Here is a 15293-nt window from a genome sequence, read left to right as displayed (position 1 = left end):
CGTCATGACTGAACGGACCCACGTCGACCCCTCCAGCGCACCCGTCGACCTGCGCAGCGATACGGTGACCCACCCCACCGCCGCCATGTATGAGCGTATGCGCACGGCGCCGATCGGCGATGACGGGCTGGATGGCGATCCCAGCGTGCGCGCGCTGGAAGCGCATGTGGCCGCGCGGCTGGGCAAGGAGGCCGGGCTGTTCGTGCCCAGTTGCACCATGGCCAATCTGCTGGCGGTGCTGGCGCAGTCGCAGCGCAATGAACAGGTGGTGCTGGAGTCCGCCGCGCATATGTATACGTCCGAGCGCGGCGCGGCGACGTTCACCGGCCTGTTCTACCAGGGCGTGCCCGGTACCGATGGCGCCATGGATCTGAACCGGCTGGAGGACGCCATGCAGTCGGGCGGGCACAAGCTCAAGACCGCGCTGGTGGCGATGGAAACGTCGCACAACAATGCGGGTGGCGCGGTGCTGCCGCTGGAGCACATGCAGGCGGTGTATGGCATGGCGCAGGCCGCCGGGGTGCCTGTGCACCTGGATGGCGCGCGCCTGTTCAACGCCGCCGTGGCGCTGGGCGTGGCGCCGGCCGAGATCACGCGCCACGCGGATACGGTGTCGCTGTGCCTGTCAAAGGGCCTGAGCGCGCCGGTGGGCGCGGTGCTGACCGGTCCGCGGCCGGTGATGGCGCGGGCCCGCTTGCTGCGCCGCATGCTGGGCGGTACCCAGCGCCAGGCCGGCATCATGGCCGCGGCCGGACTGGAAGGCGTGCAAGCCATGGGCGATCGGCTGGTCGAGGACCACGCCCGCGCCCGTCGCCTGAGCGACGGCCTGAACCGGCTGGCCCCGGCACTGTCGGCGACAGTGCCGCAGACCAACATCGTGCAGGTCGAGACCGCCGATACCGGCATGACCAATGCACAGTGGGTCACGGCACTGGAAGGCGCGGGCCTGCTGACACGTCCCTGGGGCCGCACGCGGTTGCGCTGCGTGACCCATCGCCACATCGACGACGCGGCCATCGACCGCGCCGTCGAAGCCTTCAAAAAGGTGCTGGCAAGCCGCTGAATCGGCATTTTTCGGGGGCGGGCGATGCGATAATACGCGCATGTCCGCTACCCACCTCTCCAAGAAAGATTATCTCTGCGCATTGACGGTAGTGGTGATCTGGGGGCTGAACTTCGTCGTCATGAAGATCGGCCTCAAGGGCCTGTCCCCCATGATGCTGGGAGCCCTGCGATTCGCCCTGGCGGCGTTCCCCCTGGTGTTGTTCGTGCGGCCGCCGCGCCTGCCGTGGCAGTGGATCGCCGCCTACGGGCTGCTACAGGGCCTGGGCCAGTTCGGCCTGCTGTTCACGGCGCTCAAGTTCGGCATGCCGGCGGGCATGGCCTCGCTGGTGATCCAGACCCAGGCGTTCTTCACCTTGCTGCTGGCGGCGCCGGCACTGCGCGAGCGGGCCCGGCCGCATCACTGGGCCGGGCTGGGCGTGGCGGCGCTAGGGCTGGCGGTGATCGCCGGCGGCCGCGGCGAAGGGCCGGGGCAGATGCCCATGCTGGGTTTCGTGCTGACGCTGGGCGCCGCCTTCATGTGGGCGACGTCCAACATCGTCGTGCGGCTGGCCAGCCGCAAGGCGCCCGGCTACGACCCCTTCGCCTTCATCGCCTGGAGCAGCGCCGCGCCGGTCTTGCCGTTCCTGCTGCTGGCGGTGTTGGCGGACGGTTGGGACGCGGTGACGGGCATGATCCTGGACATCGGTTGGCGCGAGGCGCTGTCGGTGCTGTACCTGGCGGTGTTGGCGACGCTGTTGGCCTACACCTTGTGGACCCGGCTGCTGACGCGCCACGCGGCGGCCAGGATCGCGCCGTTCTCGCTGCTGGTGCCGGTGGTGGGGCTGTGGGCCGCGTCCGCGGCTTTCGACGAGCAACTGCTGCCGTTGCAGTGGGCTGGCGCGGGCTGCGTGCTGGCGGGGCTGGTGATCAACCAGGTGGGCGGGCGCTGGCTGCGCAACCGCTGAAGCGCCGCAGCCGCCGTGCCGCGCTCCTCGTCCGCGCGGGTTGCCCGGCGCGGTGCGGGCCGCGGGATTCTCATCCCGCGAGCGTCATCCTTTGCCGGCCTGGGCTCCCACCTCCTTTGGGATGAGCGGCCCCACCTTTCGCGCGCGCCCTACAACTGTTCGAAGTGCGCGTAACGCTTGTCGGTGTACTCCCGGCGCGTGACCATCTCGGTGACGCTGGCCCCGGGCGGGCCGCGCCGCAGCCATTCCAGCATGTGATCGACCTGGTCGGGCGTGCCCTGCACCAGCGCTTCGACCGTGCCATCCAGCATGTTCTGCACCCAGCCGCGGGCGCCCAGCAGGTGCGCGCGGCGCACGGTCGCGTGGCGATAGCCCACGCCCTGCACTGCACCGCTGATGGTGACGTGGACGGTTTCTATGGCGGTGTCTTGCATTGGATTTCCTTCGGGTGATGCGCCGCAGCGCGCCAATTATCTAGGCGGTTCCGGCTACAGCGGATGGTCGATAGGCCCCCCGGGCGTCGAAGCGATACGTTAGAGCTCATGTCAAAACGTGCCAACGGGATCCCCGCAAGCAAAGCTTGGAGAAGCCATTATGGAAGAGACCAGTCTGTTGTCGGAAGCAGAAACAGCGCGCTACAGGGACCAGGGGTACCTGGCCCTGCAGGACATGTGCCCGCCGGACGAGGTGGGTTACATCCGCCGCACGCTGCTGGAATTGTTCGCGAACAAGACCGGCTACAACGAGGGCGCGCAATACGACTTCATCAGCCGCGACGACCCGTCCAAGCCGGCCAAGTTTCCCAGTCTGCATGATCCGCGCCATTATGCCCCGGGCTTGCTGAAGACGGCCTACCACGAGCGAACCCTGGAGCTGGCGCGGCAGTTGCTGGGCGACGATGCCGCGCTGTATGGCGAGCATGCGCTGCTCAAGCCGGCGCTGGTCGGGCCGGAGACGCCGTGGCACCAGGACGAGGCGTTCCGTTCGCCGGACTTCGTCTACAACGAGTTGAGCATCTGGCTGGCGCTGCAGCCGGCCACGCTGGAAAATGGCTGCATGCAGTTTATTCCGGGCTCGAACAAGGGCGAGGTGCTGGAGCATCGTTCGCCGGGCGGCGACAAGGCGCTGCATCCGCTTGAATGCTGCGCCGATTTTCCGCGCCACCAGGCGGTGGCCGAGCCGCTGCGGCCGGGCGGCTGCACCGTGCACGACGCGCGCACCTTGCATTTCACGGGGGCCAACACCTCGCCGCAGCCGCGGCTGGCGTACATCCTGATCTACAACACACCGCCGGTGTACAAGCCGGGACGGCGCGAGTTTCCGTGGCTGGAAGGCCGCTGGACCGACAGCCAGACGCGCAAGAAAGAATGGCACCGGCGCGGCGGCCTGGCGGTGGATGTGATGCGGCGCCTGCCGGCGGCGCGGCTGACCAGTCCACGCTGGGTGGCGTGGGCCACGATCCGCGCGGTCAGCAAGGTCTGGCCGCGTTAGCGCGGCGCGCGGGGCCGTCCGGCAGCCATGTGCCGCGGTCGCCATGAAATGGGGGAGTCGGGGCCGGCAGGGGGCGCTTGCCGGCCCCGGCGCGTATACTGGGCGGCGCCGCGGCGCCCTGCCGCCTGGCGTGGACGGCGCGTGCCCCGGAAGGCGCGGCTGGTTCGCGCGGGGCCGGGCGCCGCGGGGTCACGTTCCACTCTCCCCAGAAAAATAACCATGACCGCTAACCTCTCCACGATCACCTGCATCGAAGACCTGCGCGCGATCGCGCGCAAGCGCGTGCCGCGCATGTTCTACGACTATGCCGATTCGGGCGCCTGGACCGAAGGCACGTATCGCGCCAACGAAAGCGATTTCCAGAAGATCAAGCTGCGCCAGCGCGTTGCGGTGAACATGGAAGGCCGTTCGCTGCGCACGACGCTGGTGGGCCACGATGTGGTGATGCCGCTGGCGATTTCGCCGACCGGCCTGACCGGCATGCAGCATGCCGACGGCGAGATCCTGGCGGCCAAGGCGGCGGCCGATTTCGGCGTGCCGTTCACGCTGTCGACCATGAGCATCTGCTCGCTGGAGGACGTGGCGGCGGCCACCGGCAAGCCATTCTGGTTCCAGTTGTATGTGATGCGCGACCGCGAGTTTGTCGGCGACCTGATCGACCGCGCCAAGGCGGCGGGTTGCTCGGCGCTGGTGCTGACGCTGGACCTGCAGATCCTGGGGCAGCGCCACAAGGACATCAAGAACGGGCTGTCGACGCCGCCCAAGCCGACGATCCGCAACCTCATCAACCTGGCGACCAAGCCGCGCTGGTGCATGGGCATGCTGGGCACCAAGCGCCGCACGTTCGGCAACATCGTCGGCCACGCCAAGGGCGTGAGCGATCTGTCGTCGCTGTCGGCGTGGACGGCCGAGCAGTTCGATCCGCGCCTGAGCTGGGACGACGTTGAGTGGATCAAGCAGCGTTGGGGCGGCAAGCTGATCATCAAGGGCATCCTGGATGTCGAGGATGCGCAGTTGGCGGCCAACAGCGGGGCGGATGCGCTGATCGTCAGCAACCACGGCGGGCGCCAGCTCGATGGCGCGATGTCGTCGATCGCGGCGCTGCCTGGCATTGCCGACGCGGTGGGGTCGAAGATCGAAGTGTGGATGGATGGCGGCGTGCGCTCGGGGCAGGACATCCTCAAAGCGGTGGCGCTGGGCGCGCGCGGGGCGATGATTGGGCGGGCCTTCCTGTACGGGTTGGGGGCCTACGGGCAGGCGGGCGTGACTCGCGTGTTGGAGATCCTTTACAAGGAAATGGATACGACGATGGCGCTTTGCGGGCGGCGCAATATCGAAGTCGGGGATCGGAGCATTCTGCTGCCGGGGACTTATCCGGTCTGAAGGTTTCTCTGATCGGCTGGAAGCCGGTGGGTCGCGTATTGCGGCTTGCCGGCTTTTTTGTTTTCTTGCTTTGGGGTTTTTGCTTGGCGAGTCGTGCTTCGTAGGTCGGCCGGCGCGGCGAGGGGCGGCCTGCGGGTGTCGAGCGTTGTGGCGTTGCGGGATTGGCGGGGCATGCGCAAGGTTTGCGCTGCCCGTCACTGGCGGCTGCGCGGGCAGCCGCCAGTGACATACGCGGTGTCTTGGGGGGGCGTGATGTGCGCTGCGCGGCGTTGACGCGGGGCTTGTCGTGGTCCGGCCGTGGGTGGGGAGAGAGTGTGTGCTTTGGCCGGTTGTCTCACTCGCGGTTGCCTGTTCCCAGAAATTGGCTGGGACGTCTTAGCGCCGGGTCGAAGGGGTTGAGTTGGGCGCTGATGCCGGCGGCTTCGCGGCGCAGGATTTCCAGGATGAGGGGCAGGCGTTCGTCGCTGATGCGTTCGACGGGGGCGGCGATGCTGAGGGCGGCAACTGTGACGCCGTTGGGGTCGCGGACGGGGACGGCGAGGCCGGCGATGTTGGGGAAGATGCCCTGGCCCTTGCTGCGGGCGTATTGGAGTTCCTGGCATTCCTTGATGCCGGCGCGCATCGAGATTTCGTCGACGAAGCCCAGGTGGTGCAGGCGCGGGATGTTGAAGCGCAGGACTTCTTCGCGTTCGGCGTCTGGCAGGTTGGCCAGCAGCAGCAGGCCGCCCTGGCCCAGGCCGAGCGGGACGCGGCCGCCGATGTCACCGGTGTGCGAGCGCACGGGGAAGGCGCCGTCGATGCGGTCCAGGCAGACGGCGTCGAAGCCGCTGCGCACCAGCAGGAAGATGGTGTCGTTGAGCATGCCGCTCAGGCGCAGCATGACGGGCCGGTAGATCGCGCGCAGGGTCGATTGGTGGTTGCCGGCGGCGGCGGCCAGGGAGAAGAAGGCGACGCTGAGCTGGTAGCCCTTGCTCTGGGCGGGCTGTTCAACCATGCCTTCCTGCACCAGGCCCTGCAGCACGCGGTGCACGGTGGCCTGGGCCTGCCCGGTGCGGGCGGCGATGTCGGTCAGGCGCAGCTTTTCGCCCTTGGCGTCGGACAGGGCGCGCAGCACGGCAAAGGCGCGTTGCAGGACGCCCTGGGCGCCGGTGTCTTCGTTGGCTTCTGACTTCTTCATTGTTCAATTCCGGTAATCAAAATATACAAGCGTATTTTTATCAAGAAATTCAGTTATACGGAATTACAAAGATAAAAATTCGATTATTCGGAAAACCCTAATTGACCGCCCTTTTCGGCGACTCCTAGACTGCCCTGCATCGATAGCAACGCGGGCCGGCCCCGCGCAGCGCTCCTCACCGGGCACGGGGTTTGGAAAATGTCATTTCTGCGGTTGGACAACGTCTCCAAGAATTACGGCGACCTGCGGGTGGTCTCGGACCTGAGCCTGGCGGTCGAGAAGGGCGAATTCGTGTCCTTGCTGGGGCCGTCGGGCTGCGGCAAGACCACCACGCTGCAGATGATCGCGGGCTTTGCCGACGTGACGCGCGGCAGCATCACGCTCGATGGCCGCGATATCACCCATGCCAAGCCGAACACGCGCGGGCTGGGCATCGTGTTCCAGAGCTACGCGCTGTTTCCGCACCTGACGGTGGCGGACAACGTGGCGTTCGGGCTGAAGATGCGCAAGGTCGAACGCGCCGAGCGCCAGGCACGGGTGCGCGAGGCGCTGGCGCTGGTCAAGCTGGACAAGCATGCCGACCGCTTTCCGCGCGAGCTGTCGGGCGGCCAGCGTCAGCGGGTGGCGCTGGCGCGGGCGCTGGTGATCCGGCCGCCGGTGCTGTTGCTGGACGAACCGTTGTCGAACCTGGACGCCAAGCTGCGCGAAGATATGCAGTTCGAGTTGCGCAGCATCCAGAAGCAGATCGGCACCACCACCGTGATGGTGACGCACGACCAGGCCGAGGCGCTGTCGATCAGCGACCGCGTGGTGGTGATGCAGGACGGCCGCGCCACGCAGGTGGATGCGCCCTACCGCATGTACGAGCATCCGCAGAGCGAGTTCATCTCGCGCTTCGTTGGCAAGACCAACCTGCTGCCGGGCCGCGTGACGCGCTGCGGCGAGCAGGCGGAAGTGGAAACCGGCGCGCTGCGCGTGCTGGTCGACGGCACGGGCCTGCGGCACGGCGACAGCGTGCAGTTGTCGCTGCGCCCGGAAAAGCTGGTGCCGGTGGCGGCGGGACAGGGCAAGCTGTCCTGTGTGGTCAACACCCGCTACTTCCTGGGCAGCCAGTGGATGTACGGACTGGATTCGCCGGTGGGGGCGCTGACGGTGCTCACGCCCAACGATGGCCGTCGCCCGCACGACGATGGCGACCAGATCGGCCTGGACTGGGCCGAGGGCGTGCTGCGCGTGCTGCCCGCGGCGGCGGTTGCCGAAGAGGCCTGACATGGCGACGCTGACCCAACCCGGCGCCGCCCGCGCGCCCAAGCCGCGCACCGACGGGCTGCTGGCCATTCTCGGTTCGATTCCGCTGGCGATCGTGTTCCTGACGCTGGTGCTGACGCCGCTGGCGTTGACGCTGGTGCTGTCGTTCCGCCCGTTCGACTACAACGCGGGCATTCTGCCGGGTCACACCTTCGAACACTACCTGGCGGTGGTGACCGACAGTTATTTCCTGGAGATCTTCTGGCGCACGTTCTGGATCGCCGCCGTGACCACGCTGATCTGCGTGCTGATCGGCGCGCCCGAGGCCTACATCCTGTCGCGCATGGGCAAGCCTTGGCGTTCGATCTTCCTGCTGGTGGTGCTGTCGCCGCTCTTGATCTCGCTGGTGGTGCGCGCCTTCGGCTGGAGCATGCTGCTGGGCCCCGGCGGCGCCGTCGGCCGCGCGGCCGCGGCGCTGGGCCTGGGGCCGCTGCTGTACACGCCCACCGCGGTCATCATCGGCCTGGTGCACGTGATGCTGCCGTTCATGGTGATTCCGGTGTGGACCTCGCTGCAGAAGCTGGACCCCACCGTGGAGCACGCGGCGCTGTCGCTCAATGCCTCGCGCTTGCAGACGCTGCTGCGCATCGTGCTGCCGCAGGCCATGCCGGGCATCCTGTCGGGCAGCCTGATCGTGTTCGGGCTGTCGGCCAGTTCCTTCGCGATTCCCGCGCTGCTGGGTGGCCGCCGCCTGAAGATGGTGGCCACGGTGGTCTACGACGAATTCCTGACCGAACTGAACTGGCCGCTGGGCGCGGCCATCGCCATCGTGCTGCTGGTGGTCAACGTCGTCATCATGATGGCCTACAACCGCGTGGTGGAACGTTCCTACCGGCGCAGCCTGGGCTGAGGACGGAATCATGCAGAAAAACGGTCCCTTCGCCCTGCTCTTCAACGCCCTGGTGGTGCTGTTCGTGCTGGCGCCACTGGCCATCGTGTGCCTGGTGGCATTCACGCCCGAGTCGACGCTGACGGTGCCGACCACGCAGTTTTCGCTGCGCTGGTTCCGCGCGGTGTTCGAGCATTCCAACTTCATGCAGGCGTTCCAGAACAGCTTGTGGCTGGCGTTCCTGTCGGCCAGCATCGCGGTGTGCCTGGCGGTGCCGGCGGCCATTGCCATCACGCGCTACCGCTTTCCCGGGCGCGATGCGCTCAACGGCCTGTTCCTGTCGCCGCTGATGATCCCGCACCTGGTGCTGGGCGTGGCGCTGCTGCGCTTTTTCGCGCTGCTGGGCACCACCGGCAGCTTCGGCTGGCTGGTGTTCAGCCATGTGGTGGTGATCACGCCCTACGTGATGCGGCTGGTGATCGGCGCGCTGGTGGGGTTTGACCGCTCGGTCGAGCACGCCGCGCTGTCGCTGGGCGCGAGCCGCGCCACGGTGTTCTTCCAGGTGACGCTGCCGCTCATCATCCCGGGGGTGTCGGGCGGCTGGCTGCTGGCCTTCATCAACAGTTTCGACGAGCTGACCATGTCGGTGTTCATCACCGCGCCCTCGACCATCACGCTGCCGGTGCGCATGTATATGTACGCCACCGAGTCGATCGATCCGATGATGGCGGCCGTGTCGGCGCTGGTGATCGGCCTGACCGCGGCCACCATGCTGCTGCTCGATCGTGTCTATGGGCTCGATCGCGTGCTGGTGGGACAGAAATGACGAGCAAGCCGGGTACGCAACGGGAGACCCCGCCATCATGGCAATACTGAAACGCCTGGCCGAAACCGCCCGGCCCGCTGTCGCCTTCACGCTGGACGGCAAGCCCTGCACCGCGTTGGCCGGCGACACCGTGCTGACGGCGGTGCTGACACAGGCCGATCGCCTGCGCCTGTCGGAATTCGGCGGCGGGCCGCGCGCCGGCTTTTGCATGATGGGCGCCTGCCAGGACTGCTGGATGCAGTGCGAGGACGGCACCCGGCTGCGCGCTTGTTCCACCTATATCGAAGCGGGCATGCGCCTGCGCAGCCTGCCGCCGGCCGCTACCTGCGTGGCCGGCACCCTGGCGGACGCCGTGGCCGGGGAGCAGGCGCCATGAACATGATCCTGCCCGTGATCGTGGGCGCTGGCCCGGCCGGCGTCCGGGCCGCGCAGGCGCTGGCGGCGCAGGGCCTGCGGCCCGTGCTGCTGGATGAGGCGCCGCGCGCCGGCGGCCAGATCTACCGCCAGCCGCCGCCGGGATTCGCCCGGCCCAAGACGGCCTTGTACGGTTTCGAACACCGCAAGGCCGATGCCCTGCATCGGCAGATGGACGCGTTGCTGGCGCAGGTGGATTACCGCCCCGGCAGCCTGGTATGGAACGCCGAAGGCAAGACGCTGGACGTGCTGCGCGATGGCGCCAGTGCGCCCGTGCCCTATACCCATCTGATCCTGGCCACCGGCGCCACCGACCGCGTGTTGCCTTTCCCCGGCTGGCTGACGCCGGGCGTCTACACACTGGGTGGATCGCAGGTGGCGTTGAAGCACCAGGGCTGCGCCATCGGCGCGCGCGTCGCATTCCTGGGCACCGGCCCCTTGCTCTACCTGGTTGCGTACCAGTACGCCAAGGCCGGCGCCCGGGTGACGGCGGTGCTGGATACCTCGCGCTTCGCCGACCGCCTGACGGCGTTGCCCGGCATGCTGCGCGCGCCGGGCCTGCTGGCCAAGGGGCTTTACTACATGGCCTGGCTGCGCGCGCATGGCGTGCCGATGGCGAGCGGCGTGCGGCCGGTGCGGGTCGAAGGCGAGGCGCGTGTCGCCGGGCTGGTGTATCGCCAGGGGACGCGTCAGCGGCGGGTGGATTGCGATGCGCTGGGCTATGGGCTGTCGCTGCGCTCCGAGACCCAGCTAGCCAGCCTGGTGGGGTGCCAGTTTGCCTTCAACGCGCGGGACCGGGCCTGGACGCCGCGGGTGGATGCGGCGGGGCGCAGCAGCGTTCCCGGCGTCTACCTGGCCGGCGACGGCGCCGCCATTGGCGGCGCGGACGCGGCCGAGCTGGCCGGTGAACGCGCCGCGCTGGCCCTGCTGCAAGACGCCGGCCATGTCCAGCCGCCGGCGCGGGCGCGGAAACTGGAGGCGCGCCTGGCCGCCAATGGCCGCATCCGCGACGCGCTGGAGCGCGCCTTTCCGTTTCCCGCGGATTGGGCCGCGGACATCGCCGACGACACCGTGGTGTGCCGCTGCGAGGAAGTCACCGCCGGCACGATGCGCACGGCCATCCACGCCACCGGCGCGCATGAGATGAACCGCCTTAAGGCGCTGACCCGCGTCGGCATGGGCCGCTGCCAGGGCCGCATGTGCGGCGCCGGCGCGGCCGAGGTGCTGGCGCACGCCTGCGGCGCCGGGCCGGATGCGGTCGGCCGCCTGCGCGGCCAGCCGCCGGTCAAGCCCATCCCCGTGGACATCGTCTGCCTGGACCGTCCGGCAAAGGCCGCGCCATGACCGAACGCATCGACACCGAAGTCGCCATTCTGGGGGGCGGCATTGTCGGCGGCAGCGCCGCGCTGTTCCTGCGCCGCCTGGGCGTGCCGGTGGTGCTGCTGGAGGCCGCCTTGTGCGGCGCGCGCGCCAGTGGCGTCAACTACGGCGGCGTGCGCCGCCAGGGCCGCGGGCTGGAGCAGATGCCGCTGGCGCGCCGCGCCCACGAACTGTGGGGCCAACTGCCGCAATTGATCGGCATCGATGGCGAATATGTGCGCTCGGGGCACTTGAAGCTGGCCTGTTCCGAAGCCGATCTGCAGGCGCTGCACGCCTACCGCGCGCAGACGCGCGGCTTCGGCATGCATCTGCAAATGCTGGACCGGGCCGCGCTGGCGCAACGCTTCGGCTGGCTCGGCGCGCACGTGGTGGGCGGCTCGTTCTGCCCCGAGGACGGCCATGCCAACCCGCGCCTGGTGTCGCCCGCCTTCGGCCGCGCCGCGCGCGCGCTGGGCGCCGACGTGCGCGAGTCCACCACCGTTACCGACGCGGTCCATGACGGCGACCGCTTCATCCTGCGCGCGGGCGACACGCTGGAAGTGCGCGCGCGCTTCCTGCTCAATTGCGCCGGCGCCTGGGCCGGCCGCTTCGCGCAGGGCTTTGGCGAGGCCGTGCCCGAGACCGCGATCCATCCACTGATGATGGTGACCGAGCCGCTGCCGTTGTTCATGGACGTCAGCCTGGGCATGCAGGGCGGCGGCATTTATGCGCGCCAGGTGTCGCGTGGCAACTGCGTCATCGGCGGCGGCCGCGCCGTGCCGTCCGGCCCCGACTATGCGCGCCCCGGCCGCGATGCGCTGGGCACGCTGCTGGCCGGCGCCGCGCGCATGCTGCCGCCATTGCGCGGGGCGCAGGTCATCCGCTTCTGGACCGGCGTGGAGGGCAATATGCCCGACCACAATCCGGTGCTGGGCCCCAGCGCCACCGTGCCGGGCCTGTTCCATGCCTTCGGACTGTCGGGCGCGGGTTTCCAGATCGGCCCGGCCGTGGGCGAAGTGCTTTCCGAACTGGTCGTGCACGGCCGGTCTTCCATTCCCATCGACGCCTTCGGCATCGGACGATACACGGGGGCCGCTCACGGCGCCGTGCCTCGGTTGGGTCCTGTTCGTGAGCAAACGCTGGAGTCACCATGATGCACAAGAAACAGGGCGTTCGCCGCCCGTCCAAGGGGAAGTGGCTGCTGGGCCTGGCGCTGGCCGCGCTGTCGGCGGGCGCCATGGCGCAGCAGAAAACGCTGTATGTCGGCATGAACGGCGGCGACATGGAGCGCGCCTTCACGCAGTACGTTTTCCCGGATTTCGAGAAGGCCAACAACGTCAAGATCGTGGTGGTGCCCGGCACGTCCACTGACGTGCTGGCCAAGGCCCAGGCCTTCAAGGACAAGCCGCAGATGCACGTCATGTTCCTGGATGACGGCATCATGGCGCGCGCCATCACCATGGGCCTGTGCGAACCGCTGAAGGACGCGCCCGTGCTCAAGGATCTGTATCCCACGGCCGTCATGAAGGACCGCATGGCCGCCGGCATCGACATCGGCATGACCGGCCTGGGCTACAACACGCGCCTGTTCAAGGAGAAAGGCTGGGCGCCGCCCACTTCTTGGACGGACCTGGCCGATCCCAAGTTCAAGGGCAAGGTGGTGTTCCAGTCCGCCTCCAGCAGCACCTTCGGCCTGCATGGCTTCCTGATGTTCAACCGCATCCAGGGCGGCACCGACCAGAACACCGAGCCCGGCTTCAAGCAGTGGCCGTCCACCATCGGCCCCAACGTGCTGGAATACATCCCCAACTCGGCCAAGCTGGCCGAGATGATCCAGTCCAATGAAGCCGCCATCTTCCCGCTGACGCCGACCGCCATTGCCCGCCTGAAGAAGCGCGACATCCCGGTGGAATACGCCCAGCCCAAGGAAGGCTCGGTGATCCTGATGGTGGCCGAGTGCGTCATCGCCAAGAACAGCGAGCCGGAACTGGCGCAGAAGCTGGCGCTGTACCTGCTGTCGCCGCAGGCGCAGGCCAAGGCACTGGAAATGGGCGGCCATTTCCCGTCCAATAAGAACGTTCAACCGCCGGCCGGCACCGAAGAATCGCTCAAGCGCTTCCAGGGCTACATGGCCAACGCCAAGATCCTCGACTGGGACCAGATCAACGCCACCCGTCCCGCCTTCAACGCGCGCTGGAACCGCACGGTCGAACGCTGACGACAGGCGCGCCGCGCCGTCCGCGCATCGCGGGCGGCACGGCGCCGATCACACCCAGGGTGCGCGCGCCCGCAACGCAGGAGGCCAGGCATGCGGCTCATCATCAGGTCCGGCGGCGAATCGGCCATGGAAGCATGGCGCCAGCAGTTCAAGCGCCACGCGCCCGATCTGGAGATCGTCAGCTGGTTCGACGACGTCGACCCTGCCTCGATCGACTACGCCCTGGTCTGGGCGCCGGACCCCGGCCGCCTGGCCACCTTCCCCAACCTAAAGCTCATCATCAGCGCTGGCGCCGGCGTCGACCACATCGTCTCGGACCCCGCCTGGCCGCGCCAGGTGCCCATCGCCCGCATGGTCACGCCGCGCACCGAAACCGAGATGGCAGAGTTCGTCCTGACCAGCGCGCTGATGCTGACGCGCGACCTCAAGCGCGCCATCGACCAGCAGGCCCGCCGCCACTGGGAGCTGTACGAATCGCTGCGCGTGGCCGCCGACGTGCGCGTCGGCATCATGGGCCTGGGCCACCTCGGCATCGCCGCCGCCCGCCTGCTGGCCAAAGTCGGCTTTCCCGTCAGCGGCTGGTCGCGCGGCGCCACCACCTTGCCCGACGGCCTGCCCTCCTACGCCGGCCCCGACCAGTTCCCCGAATTCCTGTCCCGCACCGACCTGCTGGTCTGCCTGCTGCCCGCCACCGAAGCCACCCGCGGCATCCTCAACCGCGACACCTTCGCCCACCTGCCGCGCGGCGCCAGCCTCATCAACGCCGGCCGCGGCAGCCACATGGTCACGCAGGACCTTCTCGACGCCCTCGACAGCGGCCACTTGCACCAGGCCTTGCTGGACGTCTTCGACCCCGAACCCCTCCCCCCCGAGTCCCCCCTCTGGACCCACCCGAACATCATCATCACCCCGCATTGCGCGGCCATCCCCGACCGCCAGGAACGCGCCCGCCACACCGCCTGGCTCATCACCGCCAACGAACGCGGCGAGGCCTTGCCCAACATCTACGACCCCATCCGCGGCTACTGAAAACCCCGCCAAGCACTTATCCACAGCCGGCGCGTTGCGCAAGAAAACCAAGGCCTGTGGAAAACTCGCTTTCCCCCACCAGCGCCCGTAAAGTGAAATCAACAAGAGCCAGGAGCGCCGTGCCGAGGGGTGGGCGGGGCGTGTAGACGCGCCCGACGGAATCCGAAGGCAGTCGCCGCAGGCGACAACGAGGATGAGGACGGGGCAGTCCGGAGCGAACGCTCCGGACCGCAGTCGTAGCCCCGCCCACCCCTCGGCACGGCGCTCCTGGCGTCTAAAGAACTCCGCCCTCCACCAGCAAAAAACTCCATCCGCCCCACAAAAAAAACCGCAAAATCTGCAAACCAAGGCCGCCTACATTTGCTCCCCAAGGAGCTACGCACTTGAAACCCCAAACCCGCGCCACCTACGCCCACCGCCTGGACCCCGTCCTGCGCTGGCTGGCAAGCCACCCCGACGCCGACCCCGACCTGTACCAGTTGGCCGACCTGGCTTGCCTCTCGCCCTATCACTTCCACCGCGTCTACCGCGCCGTGATGGGCGAAACCGTGAACGCCACCGTGCAGCGCATCCGCATGCACCGCGCGGCCGTTTCACTGGGCAGAACCGGGGATTCCTTGCGTGACGTTGCGCAGCGCGCCGGCTACGAGTCGGACGCCGCCTTCAACCGCGCGTTCGGCGCGACCTTCGGCATTGCGCCGGGGCGCTACCGCGCGGCCCGCTCCCGACCCTTCAACCCCAAGGAGCCAGGCATGTATCCCATCACCATCGAAACCTTCCCCGGCGCCGTGTTGGCCGCCTTGCCGCACCACGGCAGCTACCAGGACATCGGCCCGGTCTTTTCCCGCGCCTTCATGCTCGCCGCCAGCCGTGGCCTGGCCGGCCCCGAGGCCACCGGCTTTGGCGTGTATTTCGACGACCCCGAACAGGTGCCGCCGGCCAGGCTGCGTTCCATGGCCGGCATGCCGGTCGCGCCCGACGCCGACCTGGGCGACGAGCTGGAGCGGTTCGAGATTCCCGCCCTGCGCTGCGCCATGCTGACCTACACCGGTCCCTACAACGAGATGGACAAACCCTATAACTGGATGTTCTCGGAATGGCTGCCGGGCAGCGGCATGGTGCCGGCCGACTTCCCGATGTTCGAGCAGTACTTGAACGACCCGCGCGCCACACCGCCGGCGCAATTGCGCACGCGCATCTGCATGCCGCTGAAGTAAGCGTCGGCGCCGGCGGCGGCGTCCGCCCGGACC

15 protein-coding genes are annotated in these 15293 nt (G+C 68.4%); 13 read left to right on the top strand and 2 right to left on the bottom strand.

Going from position 1 to position 15293, the window contains the following annotated elements; genetic code table 11:
- Nucleotides 1–4 precede the first annotated feature (4 nt).
- Together AC6LKG_RS12635 and AC6LKG_RS12630 are read left to right on the top strand one after the other, a co-directional pair.
- On the top strand, nt 5–1063 hold the full coding sequence (locus AC6LKG_RS12635; RefSeq protein WP_498164839.1) for a threonine aldolase family protein: 1059 nt from the start codon (nt 5–7) through the stop codon (nt 1061–1063).
- Between the two features lie 40 nt (nt 1064–1103).
- Nucleotides 1104–2009: an EamA family transporter gene (locus AC6LKG_RS12630; protein ID WP_498164838.1), complete on the top strand. Its 906-nt coding sequence runs from the start codon at nt 1104–1106 to the stop codon at nt 2007–2009.
- Between the two features lie 149 nt (nt 2010–2158).
- Here AC6LKG_RS12630 and AC6LKG_RS12625 read toward each other — a convergent pair whose 3' ends face one another.
- On the bottom strand, nt 2159–2443 hold the full coding sequence (locus tag AC6LKG_RS12625) for an acylphosphatase (RefSeq protein ID WP_498164836.1): 285 nt from the start codon (nt 2441–2443) through the stop codon (nt 2159–2161).
- Between the two features lie 160 nt (nt 2444–2603).
- Here AC6LKG_RS12625 and AC6LKG_RS12620 point away from each other — a divergent pair, with 160 nt between their 5' ends.
- Nucleotides 2604–3500, top strand: coding sequence for a phytanoyl-CoA dioxygenase family protein (locus tag AC6LKG_RS12620; protein WP_498164835.1), 897 nt, complete (start codon nt 2604–2606; stop codon nt 3498–3500).
- 219 nt (nt 3501–3719) lie between these two features.
- A complete protein-coding gene (locus AC6LKG_RS12615; RefSeq protein ID WP_498164833.1) occupies nt 3720–4883 on the top strand; it encodes an alpha-hydroxy acid oxidase in 1164 nt (387 codons plus the stop codon).
- A 334-nt stretch (nt 4884–5217) separates the two neighbouring features.
- Here the strand turns inward: AC6LKG_RS12615 and AC6LKG_RS12610 are convergent, their stop codons facing one another.
- Nucleotides 5218–6060, bottom strand: coding sequence for an IclR family transcriptional regulator (locus tag AC6LKG_RS12610; RefSeq protein ID WP_498164831.1), 843 nt, complete (start codon nt 6058–6060; stop codon nt 5218–5220).
- 198 nt (nt 6061–6258) lie between these two features.
- Between AC6LKG_RS12610 and AC6LKG_RS12605 the strand changes: the two genes are divergently transcribed.
- From AC6LKG_RS12605 to AC6LKG_RS12565, 9 genes are all read left to right on the top strand, one after another.
- Nucleotides 6259–7329, top strand: coding sequence for an ABC transporter ATP-binding protein (locus AC6LKG_RS12605; protein ID WP_498164829.1), 1071 nt, complete (start codon nt 6259–6261; stop codon nt 7327–7329).
- 1 nt (nt 7330) lies between these two features.
- Nucleotides 7331–8218 (top strand): ABC transporter permease, encoded by an 888-nt coding sequence (locus AC6LKG_RS12600; protein WP_498164828.1) that lies wholly within the window; start codon nt 7331–7333, stop codon nt 8216–8218.
- A 10-nt stretch (nt 8219–8228) separates the two neighbouring features.
- Nucleotides 8229–9023, top strand: a complete 795-nt coding sequence (locus AC6LKG_RS12595) for an ABC transporter permease (RefSeq protein ID WP_498164826.1) — start codon at nt 8229–8231, stop codon at nt 9021–9023.
- Nucleotides 9024–9060: 37 nt separating this feature from the next.
- Entirely contained in the window at nt 9061–9399 is a 339-nt protein-coding gene (locus AC6LKG_RS12590) for a (2Fe-2S)-binding protein (protein WP_498164825.1), read from the top strand.
- Entirely contained in the window at nt 9396–10781 is a 1386-nt protein-coding gene (locus AC6LKG_RS12585; protein ID WP_498164823.1) for an FAD/NAD(P)-dependent oxidoreductase, read from the top strand. The genes AC6LKG_RS12590 and AC6LKG_RS12585 overlap by 4 nt, the downstream gene beginning before the upstream one ends.
- Complete coding sequence (locus AC6LKG_RS12580; RefSeq protein ID WP_498164822.1) at nt 10778–11950, top strand: NAD(P)/FAD-dependent oxidoreductase; 1173 nt, start codon at nt 10778–10780, stop codon at nt 11948–11950. Before AC6LKG_RS12585 ends, AC6LKG_RS12580 begins: the two co-directional genes overlap by 4 nt.
- On the top strand, nt 11947–13014 hold the full coding sequence (locus AC6LKG_RS12575; RefSeq protein ID WP_498164821.1) for an ABC transporter substrate-binding protein: 1068 nt from the start codon (nt 11947–11949) through the stop codon (nt 13012–13014). Before AC6LKG_RS12580 ends, AC6LKG_RS12575 begins: the two co-directional genes overlap by 4 nt.
- 90 nt (nt 13015–13104) lie before the next feature.
- Nucleotides 13105–14043, top strand: a complete 939-nt coding sequence (locus AC6LKG_RS12570) for a 2-hydroxyacid dehydrogenase (protein ID WP_498164819.1) — start codon at nt 13105–13107, stop codon at nt 14041–14043.
- A gap of 383 nt (nt 14044–14426) precedes the next feature.
- On the top strand, nt 14427–15260 hold the full coding sequence (locus tag AC6LKG_RS12565) for an AraC family transcriptional regulator (protein WP_498164817.1): 834 nt from the start codon (nt 14427–14429) through the stop codon (nt 15258–15260).
- Nucleotides 15261–15293 lie beyond the last annotated feature (33 nt).

The sequence above is a fragment of the Achromobacter sp. 46006 genome (assembly GCF_059761975.1).
Note: the sequence above shows the minus strand (reverse complement) of the source record. Positions and strands in the feature narration are given on the sequence as shown.